General features: G+C 64.8%; 11 protein-coding genes. 8 read left to right on the plus strand and 3 right to left on the minus strand.

Going from position 1 to position 12,221, the window contains the following annotated elements; genetic code table 11:
- Positions 1–9 precede the first annotated feature (9 nt).
- The gene (der, locus tag GXY01S_RS01885; protein ID WP_061271699.1) at positions 10–1,449 is read left to right on the plus strand and encodes a ribosome biogenesis GTPase Der; all 1,440 of its coding nucleotides are present in this window, start codon (positions 10–12) and stop codon (positions 1,447–1,449) included.
- 115 nt (positions 1,450–1,564) lie between these two features.
- Entirely contained in the window at positions 1,565–2,428 is an 864-nt protein-coding gene (locus GXY01S_RS01890; RefSeq protein WP_082770674.1) for a nicotinamidase, read from the plus strand.
- Positions 2,429–2,434: 6 nt separating this feature from the next.
- Here GXY01S_RS01890 and GXY01S_RS01895 read toward each other — a convergent pair whose 3' ends face one another.
- A complete protein-coding gene (locus tag GXY01S_RS01895; RefSeq protein WP_061271798.1) occupies positions 2,435–3,778 on the minus strand; it encodes a GntT/GntP/DsdX family permease in 1,344 nt (447 codons plus the stop codon).
- A gap of 200 nt (positions 3,779–3,978) precedes the next feature.
- On the opposite strand from GXY01S_RS01895, the gene GXY01S_RS01900 reads away from it, so the two are divergent.
- Positions 3,979–4,728 (plus strand): dienelactone hydrolase family protein, encoded by a 750-nt coding sequence (locus GXY01S_RS01900; protein WP_061271700.1) that lies wholly within the window; start codon positions 3,979–3,981, stop codon positions 4,726–4,728.
- Here the strand turns inward: GXY01S_RS01900 and ubiA are convergent.
- Positions 4,718–5,635, minus strand: a complete 918-nt coding sequence (gene ubiA, locus GXY01S_RS01905; protein ID WP_061271701.1) for a 4-hydroxybenzoate octaprenyltransferase — start codon at positions 5,633–5,635, stop codon at positions 4,718–4,720. The genes GXY01S_RS01900 and ubiA overlap by 11 nt on opposite strands.
- A gap of 161 nt (positions 5,636–5,796) precedes the next feature.
- Here ubiA and GXY01S_RS01910 point away from each other — a divergent pair, with 161 nt between their 5' ends.
- From GXY01S_RS01910 to GXY01S_RS01925, 4 genes are all read left to right on the plus strand, one after another.
- Entirely contained in the window at positions 5,797–6,537 is a 741-nt protein-coding gene (locus GXY01S_RS01910) for a 16S rRNA (uracil(1498)-N(3))-methyltransferase (protein ID WP_061271702.1), read from the plus strand.
- Between the two features lie 70 nt (positions 6,538–6,607).
- Positions 6,608–8,023 carry a glutamate--cysteine ligase gene (locus GXY01S_RS01915; RefSeq protein ID WP_061271703.1) on the plus strand — a complete coding sequence of 472 codons (1,416 nt, stop codon included), beginning with the start codon at positions 6,608–6,610 and terminating at the stop codon, positions 8,021–8,023.
- Between the two features lie 147 nt (positions 8,024–8,170).
- On the plus strand, positions 8,171–9,127 hold the full coding sequence (gene mbfA, locus GXY01S_RS01920; protein ID WP_061271704.1) for an iron exporter MbfA: 957 nt from the start codon (positions 8,171–8,173) through the stop codon (positions 9,125–9,127).
- 87 nt (positions 9,128–9,214) lie between these two features.
- Positions 9,215–9,853, plus strand: a complete 639-nt coding sequence (locus GXY01S_RS01925) for a LolA family protein (protein WP_061271799.1) — start codon at positions 9,215–9,217, stop codon at positions 9,851–9,853.
- A gap of 12 nt (positions 9,854–9,865) precedes the next feature.
- Here the strand turns inward: GXY01S_RS01925 and rsmI are convergent, their stop codons facing one another.
- Positions 9,866–10,858, minus strand: coding sequence for a 16S rRNA (cytidine(1402)-2'-O)-methyltransferase (gene rsmI / locus GXY01S_RS01930; RefSeq protein WP_165165622.1), 993 nt, complete (start codon positions 10,856–10,858; stop codon positions 9,866–9,868).
- Positions 10,859–10,869: 11 nt separating this feature from the next.
- On the opposite strand from rsmI, the gene GXY01S_RS01935 reads away from it, so the two are divergent.
- Positions 10,870–12,210 carry a penicillin-binding protein activator gene (locus GXY01S_RS01935; RefSeq protein WP_061271706.1) on the plus strand — a complete coding sequence of 447 codons (1,341 nt, stop codon included), beginning with the start codon at positions 10,870–10,872 and terminating at the stop codon, positions 12,208–12,210.
- Positions 12,211–12,221: the final 11 nt, after the last annotated feature.

The raw sequence follows: 12,221 nt of genomic DNA on the forward strand, positions 1-12,221 counted from the left end.
GTTGCCGCAGTGAGTTCATCTTTTCCATCCGCGCCAGTGGATGCGCTGCCGGTTGTCGTGATCGCAGGCAGGCCGAATGTCGGCAAGTCGACCATTTTCAACCGGCTGGTTGGCCGCAGGCAGGCGCTCGTGGCCGATACCCCCGGCGTCACCCGCGACCGCAAGGAGGGTCAGGCCACCGTGCGGGGCCGGGCCATCCGCATCATCGACACGGCCGGGCTGGAGGAAGCGGCACCCGATACGCTGTACGGCCGCATGCGGGCTTCATCCGAATCCGCCGTGGCCGAGGCCGATCTCGTGCTGTTCTGCATTGATGCACGTAGCGGCATCACGCCCGCCGATGAGCATTTTGCCAACTGGCTGCGCCGCCAGGGCCGCCCGGTGCTGCTGGTCGCCAACAAGGCGGAGGGGCGGCAGGGTGCCGCCGCCGCCATGGAGGCGTTCTCGCTGGGGCTGGGCACGCCGCTGGCCATGTCGGCCGAACATGGCGAGGGCGTGGCCGATCTCATGAGCGAGATCGTGGACCGCCTGCCGCCCACCGACCTGCCGCCGGTGAAAAAAGTCACCCGCCGCTCCCGGCGCGAGGATGCGCTGGCCGAGGGCGAGGAAGAGGATGTGCGCCCGCCCGGCCCGCTGCGCCTTGCCATCGTGGGCCGCCCGAATGCTGGCAAGTCCACGCTGCTCAACCGCCTGCTGGGCGAGGAGCGCATGATTACCGGCCCCGAGCCGGGACTGACGCGCGATTCCATTGCCGTCATGCTGCATGACGATGAAGGCCCGATCCAGCTTGTCGATACGGCGGGCCTGCGCCGCAAGGCCCGCATTGACGAGACGCTGGAGAAGATGTCGGTCTCCGCCTCCATCGAGGCGCTGAAGATGGCGGAGGTCGTGATCCTCGTGCTCGATGCAACGCTGGGCGTGCATGAGCAGGACCTGCAGATCGCCCGCCTGATCGAGCGTGAGGGCCGGTGCTGCGTGCTGGCGCTGAACAAGTGGGATGCGGTGGAGGACCGGGCGGTGACCCGTCAGGCCATCAAGGACCGGATCGAGACCTCGCTTGCGCAGATGCGCGGCATTCCAGTCGTGTCGTTCTCGGCCATGACCGGGGCCGGCATCAACCGCCTGCTGCCCACCGTGCGCCGCGCCTATGAAGTGTGGAACCGCCGCGTGCCCACCGGCGCGCTCAACCGCTGGTTCGAGATGATGGTCGAGCGCCATCCGCCACCGCTCGTTGATGGCCGCAGGCTCAAGCTGCGCTACATCACACAGGCCAAGGCGCGCCCGCCCACCTTCATCCTGTTCGGCACCCGCACCGACCAGTTGCCAGAGGACTATCAGCGCTATCTGGTCAACGGCATGCGCGAGACCTTCGACCTGCCCGGCACGCCCATCAGGCTGCTGCTGCGGGCCTCGAGCAATCCGTATGCCAAGGGTCAGGGTATCAGATAAAAGTTTCTGGTGAGGCTCTTTTCAAAAAAGCTTCGAAGAGTGCTGCCTGTTTGAAAAAGGCAGCACTCACAGACTTCTATCCTTTTATTTTTAAATTATCTCGGCAGGGAGCCGCATGACGGCGAACGGGCATTCCGGTTCTGGCGGGCGTGAAGTTAGCCTGTTCATCACGCCCGCCGATGCGTTGCTGATCATCGACATGCAGGTCGATTTCATGCCCGGCGGCACGCTGGGCGTGGCGGGGGCCGATGGCATCGTGCCGCTCATCAACCGGCTGGGCGAACTGCCCTTTGGCCTGATTGCCGCAACGCAGGACTGGCACCCGGCGGCTCATGTGTCCTTTGACATGCAGGGCGGCCCGTGGCCGGTGCATTGCGTGGCTGGCACGAAAGGGGCGGAACTCGCGCCCGATCTGGCGCAGGCTCATATCGGCGTGGTGCTGCGCAAGGGCATGCACCCTGATACTGACAGCTATTCCGCCTTTGAAGATAATGCGCGTGCCAGCCGCACCGGGCTTGACGGGCTGCTTCGGGGCAGGGGGATCAAGCGCGTATTCGTGGTGGGGGTGGCGCTGGATTACTGCGTGGCAGCGACCGCGCGCGATGCCGTTCGGGCAGGTTTTGCCACCGTGGTCCTAACCGATGCCTGCCGCGGCGTGGCGGAGTCTGTCGCTGCTATGGAGGCGGCACTCGTCAGTGAGGGGATCGAGACCACCCGCGCGGTGGATGTACTGGCCCTGATGGACAGGGGCCTGACACCCCGGAAGATCGCCAGCGTGCTGGAATCCCTTCTTGCCCGGAAATCATATGTGCAGGCCATTGCTGGCAAGGCGCTGGAGATGGACAACAGCCATTACCGCCCCCGATCCAGTATATTATCGGATGCCCTGATGGAACTCGCCGTGATGGATGCCGGGCCGGAATTCGAACTGGACCGGGATGCCATCCGCGCCATCATCGACCGGATCAGATCTGTCTGATAACTTCTACCCCACCACCAGCGACAGCAGCAGCGCAAAGACCAGCCCCAGCACGGCAATCAGGGTCTCGATCACCGACCAGGTCTTTATGGTCTGGCCCACCGACAGGCCAAGATATTCCTTGATCTGCCAGAAGCCTGCATCATTCAGCGGCCCCAGCGCCACCGAGCCCGCGCCGGTCACGATCACCATCAGTTCAGGCGAGGCCCCATGCGTGTGCACAAGGATCGGCCCCACGATGCCCGCCGCCGTGCTCATGGCCACGGTGGCCGAACCCGTGGCCACCCGCACCACCACCGCCAGCAGCCAGGCCAGCACCAGCAGCGGCACATGGGCACCCACCGCAAGGTCGGTAATGGCGGTTGAAACGCCGCTATCGACCAGTTCCTGCCCGAACCCGCCGCCCGCGCCCACCAGCAGCATGATCAGCGCGGTAGGGGCCAGGCAGTCATTGGTGAACTTTAGAATCGTCTCGCGGCTGAAGCCACGCGCCGTGCCAAAGACCTGAAAGGACAGCAGCGTGGCCAGCGCCAGCGCAATATCCGTATTGCCAATGAAGTGCAGCGCATTGTTGAGCGTGGTGTGGGCAGGGGCCACCGCATCCGCCATCGAACCCACCAGCATCAGCACAACGGGCGAGAGAATGGTCAGGACCGTAATGCCAAAGCCGGGCATGCTGGCAGGCACTTCGTGGTTGACGAACTGCGCCTCCAGCGCCGAAGGCAGCACGGGGCCGATGCGCCCGGCAATGAAGCGGGCATAGACCGGCCCGGCCAAAGCCGCGGCAGGCGTTCCGATTACGATGCCCCACAGGATCGTGCGCCCGATATCGGCATGATAGGCCGAAAGGGCGAGCAGTGTGGCCGGATGCGGCGGGATCATGGCGTGCGTGACCGAAAGGGCCGCTCCCATAGGCAGGGCCACGCGCAAAAGCGGCGTATTGGTGCGTCGCGCCAGCGTAAATGCCAGCGGGATCAGCAGCACGAATCCGACTTCAAAGAAAACCGGCAGCCCCACCAGCAGCCCGATCACCATCATCGCCCAACTGACGCGCTTTTCCCCCGCAAGGCGGGTAATGGTCAGGGCAATGCGGTCTGCCCCGCCTGATTCCGCCAGCATCTTGCCCAGCATGGTGCCCAGCGCGATCACGGTGGCCACATGCCCCAGTACCCGCCCCGCACCGGCCTCGAACGAGGCGATGGCCTTTTGTGGCGGCATGCCCGCGCACAGCGCCAGCGCCAGCGAGACCGAGAACAGCACGATGAACGGATTGATCCGGAAACGTGCGATCAGCACCACGACGGACACGATGGCGCAGATGGCGAGCGAGAGGGCAAACAGGGATGACATCATGATTTCTGTAACCGATTCATGCCCCATACAGGCCGGGGCGGGGAAGGAAAGTCAATGTTTGAAGCACGTTCTGCGCAATATATGAACAAAAAACATTTTAAGAATTGATATTGCAGGCATGATCGGCTCGTCCCCTCTCGGTTGGCCGCCCGCATGCTGCTATCGTGCCCTTTTGCATCACTGGCAGGAATTTCATCATGATCATCCATTCCGACGAGACGGCAGATATCCCAACGCCTTCGGGCATGATGCGGATGCATGTTTTCCGCCCCGCCATTGCAGGGCGCTTTCCCGGAATCGTGCTGTTTTCCGAAATCTATCAGGTTACGGCCCCCATCCGCAGGCTGGCCGCCATGATGGCGGGGCAGGGTTACGTCGTGGCCGTGCCCGAGGTCTATCATGAATACGAACCGGCGGGCACCGTGCTGGCCTATGACAAACCGGGCACGGATCGCGGCAATTTCCTCAAATTCGAAAAGCCGGTCGCAGGCTACGACCATGATGCCCGCGCGGCACTCGACTGGCTGGCAGCCAACCCCCACTGCACTCAAAGCCTTGCCACCATGGGCGTGTGCCTTGGCGGGCACCTGGCGTTTCGTGCCGCCCTTGACCCGCGGGTGCGGGCGGCGGTGTGTTTCTATGCCACCGATATCCATTCCGCCACGCAGGGGCAGGGCAGGTGCGATGATACGCTGGCCCGCGTGGGCGAGATGCGTGGCGAGGCGCTGATGGTATGGGGGCGGCAGGACCCGCATGTGCCCTTTGAAGGGCGACAGATGATCCGTGCCGCGATGGAAAAGGCGGGCTCATGCTACGAGTGGCATGAGTTCAATGCCCAGCATGCCTTCCTGCGCGATGAGGGACACCGTTTTGATGCCGCCCTGTTCCTTCAGTGCATGGGCATGGCGCGTGATTTCCTGGCCCGCACGCTGCACCTCAGCGCGTAAGCGTTCCCGCCAGCACGGCCAGGGCGATGGCAAGCCCGGTTTCGCGGTTGAAGCGGAACAGGCGCAGGCAGGTGGCGGGGCTACGTTCGTCCAGCCGCCACACCTGCCAGCCCAGCAGGGCCGCGGGCAGCGCCAGCGCAGGCCAGAAGCCAAGCCCCACATGGGCCAGGTAGCCCGCGCCCGCCAGCCCTGCCAGCGTCAGCCCATAGCACGCGCCCACGAACAGCCGCGCATGCCCGGCCATGAGGCGGGAGGTGGAGCGCACGCCAATGCGGGCATCGTCCTCCATGTCCTGAAAACCATAGATCGTATCGAAGCCAAGCTGCCACACGATGGTGGCGGCATAGAGCGTGGCGAGTGCGGCATCGACATGATCCGCTGCCGCCGCATAGCCCAGTGGCGCGCCAAAGCCGAAGGTAAAGCCCATGACAAGCTGCGGCCACCACGTAACCCGCTTGGCCAGCGGGTACAGCCCCACCAGAATGAGCGAGGATGCGCCCAGAATCTGCGAAAGCCCGTTGAGGTTCGTCAGGATGTTGAAGCCGATGAGCAGGAGGGCTGCGAGAAACAGGGCCGCCTCGCGCATGGACAGCGCGCCCGAGGCCAGCGGCCTGCCTGCCGTGCGTGCCACCTGGCGGTCGATGTCACGGTCCCACATGTCATTGACCACGCAGCCCGCGCCGCGCATGACCACGCTGCCAATGCCAAACAGCGCGATCAGGAAAAGCCGCTGTCTTGTTGGTACATGGTCCGGCAGCATGATGCCCCAGACGCCGGGCAGGAACAGGAGCCATGTGCCAATCGGGCGGTCGAGCCGCATCAGCAGGGCATAAGGGCGCAGGCGGGGCGGCAGGCGGCCGATCCAGCCATCCACCCTGATGTCCGTATGGGGTATGGGCTGGTCCACGCTACAACTCCTTGCCGCTTGCCTGCTGACCGTGGGGCCGTGTTTGCCGATGACGGCGCGCCCCATGGCTGCTAATGGCCACACAGATGGGCCGGAAGGCCCCGTGGGGTCAAGACCGGCCCCCTGTATGCTGTCCTGATACTGAAAGGTGACCATCCGGCATGAGGGATTGTCCGCGCCTGTTCATACCGCCCGCCAGCCTTCCCCCGATGGCGGTTGATGCCCTGTTTGATCTGGAACCGGGGCAGGCCCATTACCTCGGCACGGTCATGCGTCAGCAGGCCGGGGCAGTGGTTGAGGTCTTCAACGCGCGTGATGGCGCATGGCAGGGCGTGATCGAGCACCTGCGCCGCGACCGCTGCCGCATCCGCGTGGTGGAGCAGACCCGCGCACCTGCTGCCACGCCGGGGTTGTGCCTCGTCTTCGCGCCCCTCAAGCGCGATGCGACCGAGACGGTCATCCGCATGGGCACGGAACTCGGGGTCACCCATTTCCGCCCTGTCGTGACCGAGCGCACCAATACCCACCGCATCAATGCCGACCGCCTGAACGCCATCGCCATCGAGGCTGCCGAGCAGTGCGAGCGCCTTGACGTGCCCGCCATCGACCCGCTGGCGCCGCTGACCACGGTGCTGTCGCAATGGCCTGATGATACGGCCCTTTTCGCAGCCCTCGAGCGCAGGCCGCAGGGGGTTGCCGCGCCCACGCCCCATGTGGGCGATGGTGTGCTGATTGGCCCGGAGGGCGGATTTTCGCCCCGTGAGCATGAGATGCTGTGCAGGCAGGCTTTCGTGCGGCCGCTCTGGCTTGGCGCGCTGGTGCTGCGGGCGGATACGGCGGCAGCGGCGGCACTGGCTCTTGTCGGGTCGGGCCTCAACGTCTTATGTGATAAGACTTCGTAATAACCCATCCCGCTTTTTTTCGGCCTGTTGCCAGCCTTGCCCTGACTGTCATGAGGATATTGCCCCCGCCATGTCGAATCCCGGCGCGCTTAACGCACACGTAATCGAATCCCCTGACCAGTTGGTCGCCGTGCTGGCGGCGGGCGCGCGTCCACGCGCACAGTGGCGGATCGGCACCGAACACGAGAAATTCGGGTTTGTAAAACCCGATGCCGCAGGCCCTGGTCGTGCGGCATGGTCAGCCCCCCCATATGCCCCGCGCGGAATCGAGGCCCTGCTGCGCGCCCTTTCAGCCGAAGGCGGTGGCACGCAGTGGCAGGATATCATCGATCAGGGCGCGCTGATCGGCCTCAAGGGGCAGGGGGCAGCCAAAGGCGGTTCCATCTCGCTCGAGCCGGGCGGGCAGTTTGAACTCTCCGGCGCGCCGCTTATCTCGCTGCATGATACGGCGGCCGAGATGGCGCATCACTTCGAGGCCATTCGCCCCGCCTGTGCCGAGCTTGGCCTGGGCTTCGCCCCGCTGGGCTTTCACCCCACGGCCAGGCGCGCCGACATTCCGTGGATGCCCAAGAGCCGCTACGCCATCATGCGCGACTACATGCCGCGCGTGGGTACGCTGGGGCTGGACATGATGCTGCGCACCTGCACCGTGCAGGTGAACCTCGATTTCGGCTCGGAAGCCGACATGGCGCGCAAGATGCGGGTCTCGCTGGCATTGCAGCCGGTGGCGACCGCTTTGTTCGCCAGTTCCCCGTTCTATGAAGGCCACCCCAACGGCTTCCTGTCCAACCGTGCGCGTGTCTGGACCGATACCGACAACGCGCGCGCGGGCATGCCGCGCCAGTTCCTTGAAGATGGCTTCAGTTTCGCGGTCTATGTGCAGTGGCTGCTCGATGTGCCGATGTATTTCGTCACACGGGGCGAGCGCATGATCAATGTGGCGGGGCATTCCTTCCGCGACTGGCTTGATGGGCGCTGCCCGCCGGGGCTGGAGGGCGAACGCCCCACCATCGGTGATTTCGAGGACCACCTGACCACGGCCTTCCCCGATGTGCGGCTCAAGCAGTTCCTTGAAATGCGCGGCGCCGATGCGGGCTCGCCCGCCATGATGCTGGCCCAGTCCGCACTCTGGACCGGTCTGCTCTATGATGACGCGACCCTGCTTGCCGCCGAAAAGCTGGTGCGCGAACATGGGTGGGATGATTACCGCACCCTGCGCACCGCCGTGCCGCGCCAGGGGCTGGATGCACCGTGGGGGCAGGGCACGCTGCGTCCGCTTGCCGCCCGCATGATCGCCCTTGCCACCGATGGCCTGCGCGCCCGCGCCCTGCGTGATGGCAATGGGCATGATGAGACCCGTTACCTTGCCCCCCTGCATGAAATCGCCGCGGGCGGCCCCACGCAGGCCGAAGCCTTTCTTGCCGCCTATCATGGCCGGTGGCAGGGCGACGTGACCCATGTCCTTGCCGAGGCGTCCGTGGTGTGAGCCGCAGCTCGTGGATATTTTTACCAAGAAACGTAATCGAGAAGCATAATCATTTTCGATCGTTTTACTTTGGCATTTCAATTGAGAATTATTTGTAACTTTACAATATTCTTGAGCTATTAAGAGAATTTATGCATAGACTGGGAAATGCGTAAATTCTCTTCCCTGTCCGATCAGGAAATCCTCGCGCTTGCCATCTCCAACGAGGAGGAGGACGGGCGTATCTACTCCGATTTTGCCTATACCCTGCGCGAGAAATACCCCGACACGTCCAGGATATTCACCGATATGTCGATGGAGGAGGACGAGCACCGCCGCGACCTGATCGACCTGTATGTCAGCCGTTTCGGCCCGCATATCCCGCTGATCCGCAGGACCGATATTGCTGACTTCATGGTGCGCAAGCCCGCCTGGCAGGTGCAGACACAGGGTATCGAGGCCGTGCGCGCCCATGCGCGGCAGATGGAAATGGATGCGGCGCGCTTCTACCGCCAGGCCGCCCTGCGCACCACCGATGCCGCCACCCGCAGGCTGCTTGGCGACCTTGCCCATGCCGAGGACCAGCACGAGCAGGCCGCCAATGCCATTACCCTCGACCGCCTGCCCACCAGCAAGCGCGAAAGCGAGGATGAGGATGCCCGCCGCCGCTTCGTGCTCCAGATCATCCAGCCCGGGCTGGTGGGGTTGATGGATGGCTCGGTCTCGACACTCGCGCCGGTCTTTGCCGCGGCCTTCGCCACGCATCAGCCATGGAACGCCTTTCTCGTTGGCATGGCGGCCTCGGTGGGGGCGGGGATTTCCATGGGGTTTGCCGAGGCCCTGTCCGATGATGGCAAGCTTTCGGGGCGTGGCGCGCCGCTGCTGCGCGGGCTGGTATGCGGGCTCATGACCACGGCGGGTGGCATCGGGCATACCCTGCCGTTCCTGATCGATGATTTTTCGGCCGCCATGATTGCCGCAATCATCGTGGTGGTGATCGAACTGTTCGCCATTTCATGGATACGCTGGCGCTATCAGGACACGCCGTTTGGCTCGGCCATCGTGCAGATTGTCATTGGCGGGCTGCTGGTATTCGTGGCGGGCGTGCTGATTGGCAGTTCGTAGGAAGATGCACCGGAGGGGCTGGCTTGATATTGCGGGCATGATGGGGCACGACTGTGCACCGAGTATCTGCACGGATTGCGCCGCATCATGAGATTTCTTCCCGTCATTGCCGCCTGTGGCGTTGCCTGCCTGCTGGGCGGTTCCCTTGCGCCTGTTGCCCATGCGCAGGAGCAGATGGCCGTGGGGGCTTCGGACCAGGATCACGCGCTGCTTGAGCGGGTCGAGCGCCACCTTGATGCGATCAGCCTGCTCAAGGCGCGTTTCCGCCAGACCGCGCCTGATGGCAAGGTCAGCACCGGCACGGCATGGATCGACCGCACGAATCGCCGCATGCGCTTTCAGTATGACCCGCCCAGCCCGCTGCTGCTCGTGGCCAACCATGACCAGGTGGTGTTCAACGACAGCCAGCTTGACCAGACCACCACCATGCCGATGGAAAAGACCCCGCTTGGCCTGCTGCTGCGCCCCCATCTGCAACTTTCGGGTGATGTGACGGTGACCGGCCTGTCGCATGACAGCAATGCGCTCGACATTACCGTGGTGCGCACCGACACGCCGGGCGATGGCAGCATGACCCTCTTGTTCCATGACAACCCGCTGCGGCTGCGCGGCTGGATCATTCAGGATGCCCAGCAGGAAACCACCCGTGTTGACCTGCTCGATGCCAGCACCGGCGGCCCCATGCCCGCGGATTCGCTGTTCAATACCGATATCGGGGGGCAGTAAGGGCCTGCGGGTTTATTTTTTCTCCCGCGCCAGTTCCAGCGCGCGGGTATAAACGGTGCGGCGGGGCAGGCTGGTAATGCCGGCGACCAGTGCTGCCGCATCCTTGACCGAGAGCGTGCGCAGCGCCTCGTGCAACTGGGTGTCGAGATCAGTTGCCGTGCTGTCTTCCTGCAGTGGCGGCCCAAGCACCACGGTAATCTCGCCCCGTGCCGGGTGCTCGCTGTAATGGGCGGCAAGTGCGGCTACCGTGCCACGGCGCACTTCCTCAAACCGCTTGGTCAGTTCGCGTGCGACTGCGGCGGGGCGGTCCCCCCCCATGACATCGGCAAGGCTAGCCAGCATTTCCGCCAGCCGATGGGGGGCTTCATGCCAGATCAGGGTAGCGGACAGGCCCGCGCATTCGGCGGCGTGCAGTTGCGCCAGCACCTCGCGCCGCGCCGCCTCGCGTGGCGGCAGGAAGCCCGAGAACATGAACGGGTGTGGCGGCAGGCCCGATAGCGTGAGCGCCATCACTGCGGCATTCGGCCCTGGCACCGCCGTAACGTGGCCGCCCTCCGCCACGACGGCGCGCACCAGCCGGTAGCCGGGGTCCGACATCAGCGGCGTGCCCGCATCCGAGATCACGGCAATACGCTGGCCCGCCGCAAGGGCTTCAAGGAGAGCGGGGATCTGCCTGTCTTCGTTGTGGTCATGCAGGGGGCGGGTCCGGGTGCGGATGCCATATTCGCGCAGCAGTCGCGCGCTGGTGCGCGTGTCCTCGCACAGGATCAGGTCGCAGGCCTCCAGCGTCTCGACCGCGCGGCGGCTCATGTCGCCAAGGTTGCCTATTGGTGTGGAAACAAGCACAACTTCTCCACCCTGATGCACAACCGGAACGGTTTCATCGGCGTTCCCGGCATGACGGGGGGCGGATTCTCCGCTATGAATATTATCACGGTTTATATCCGCCGGATGTTCCGGGGCATGTTGAGATTTTGAAGGCGAGGAAGATGAGGCGTCAGACATTCGGAACCCAGATGCAAGGACAGGATGCTGATACTGCCTCTGTGCGCCCTGCATGCAAGCGCTTATTGCTGGCAGGGCTGGCGCTGTCGGTGCTGACCGCCTGTGCCGGCGGTGAGGGTGGTGGCCATCATGCGCCCCATGCCGGGCGCAACGTGGGCGTGCTGCTGCCGCTGAGCGGGGCGAACGCCCGCCTGGGCCAGGAAATGCTGACCGCCACGCGCATGGCCATGAACACACCCACGGCTCCGCCGCTTGACGTGCATGATACCGCCGCCCCCGGTGGCAACGCCGCTACTGCGGCACAGGCGGCCATCAAGGCAGGCGACGGGCTGATCCTCGGCCCGCTCACCATGGATGAAACAGCGCAGACGGCACCGGTCGCCACCGCCGCCGGGGTGCCTGTGCTGGCCTTTACCAGTGATACGTCGGTCGCCCAGCCCGGTGTCTGGACCCTTGGCATCGCGCCCGAGCAGCAGGTGCGCCGCATGGTGCTCGCTGCCCGGCAGCAGGGGCGGCAGCATTTCGCGGCTTTCCTGCCCGATAACCGGCTGGGTCATGCGCTTGGGCAGGCGCTGCAGCAGGTGTGCACGGAAAATGGCCTGCAATCGCCGCAGATCATGTTCCATGACAGCACGCAGGAGGCGATTACCGCCAACCTGAAAACCCTGTCGGCCTATGACAGTCGCGCCGCCGCCGTGCCGCAGCCCGACCCCGTGGTCCAGTCGCCGGTTGCGCCCACGCCCGAGGCCGTGCCCGATTCAGCGACCATCGACCCCGCCAATCCCGATGGCGCGCCGCAGGCCCCCACGCCAGCGCCAGAAACCGCCACGGCACCCGCTGCCACGCCCGATTTTCCTGCCCCGCCGTTTGATGCGCTGCTCCTGGGCGATACCGGGCTGCAACTGGGCATGATCATCAACGCGCTGGCGCTGGCGCATGTGGACAATACGCATGTGCAGATCATGGGGCCGGGGCTGTGGTCGGCATTCGCCACCAAGCTCGGCGCGCTGCAGGGGGCGTGGTACGCAGCGCCCGATCCAGCCACCCGGCAGGCATTCGTGCAGCAGTTCATGGCCAACTACCACCATATGCCGACCCCTCTGGCCGACCTGACCTATGATGCGGCGGCCCTGGTGAAGGCGCTGGACCAGAACCGCCCCGCCGGAAGCGCCAATGGCTACTCCGTGCAGGCGCTGACCCGCCCCGACGGGTTTGGCGGGGTGGATGGCGCATTTGGTTTTCTGGAGAATGGCAGGACGCGGCGTGATCTGGCCGTGTTCCAGATCCTGCCCAACGGTGGCGGCAGGATCGTCATTCCCCCTGCGGGCAGGCTGCGGCGCAGCGCCAACTAGGGGCAGCGCAG

This window comes from Komagataeibacter xylinus NBRC 15237 (assembly GCF_001571345.1).
In the GTDB taxonomy this organism is placed as follows: Bacteria; Pseudomonadota; Alphaproteobacteria; order Acetobacterales; family Acetobacteraceae; genus Komagataeibacter; species Komagataeibacter xylinus.

What these genes read in the sequence shown, in the direction of transcription:
- GXY01S_RS01890 (WP_082770674.1), top strand. Translation starts at nt 1,565, where the DNA reads ATGACGGCGAACGGGCATTCCGGTTCTGGCGGGCGTGAAGTTAGCCTG.
- GXY01S_RS01895 (WP_061271798.1), bottom strand. Translation starts at nt 3,778, where the DNA reads ATGTCATCCCTGTTTGCCCTCTCGCTCGCCATCTGCGCCATCGTGTCC.
- GXY01S_RS01900 (WP_061271700.1), top strand. Translation starts at nt 3,979, where the DNA reads ATGATCATCCATTCCGACGAGACGGCAGATATCCCAACGCCTTCGGGC.
- GXY01S_RS01910 (WP_061271702.1), top strand. Translation starts at nt 5,797, where the DNA reads ATGAGGGATTGTCCGCGCCTGTTCATACCGCCCGCCAGCCTTCCCCCG.
- GXY01S_RS01915 (WP_061271703.1), top strand. Translation starts at nt 6,608, where the DNA reads ATGTCGAATCCCGGCGCGCTTAACGCACACGTAATCGAATCCCCTGAC.
- mbfA (WP_061271704.1), top strand. Translation starts at nt 8,171, where the DNA reads ATGCGTAAATTCTCTTCCCTGTCCGATCAGGAAATCCTCGCGCTTGCC.
- GXY01S_RS01925 (WP_061271799.1), top strand. Translation starts at nt 9,215, where the DNA reads ATGAGATTTCTTCCCGTCATTGCCGCCTGTGGCGTTGCCTGCCTGCTG.
- rsmI (WP_165165622.1), bottom strand. Translation starts at nt 10,858, where the DNA reads ATGTCTGACGCCTCATCTTCCTCGCCTTCAAAATCTCAACATGCCCCG.
- GXY01S_RS01935 (WP_061271706.1), top strand. Translation starts at nt 10,870, where the DNA reads ATGCAAGGACAGGATGCTGATACTGCCTCTGTGCGCCCTGCATGCAAG.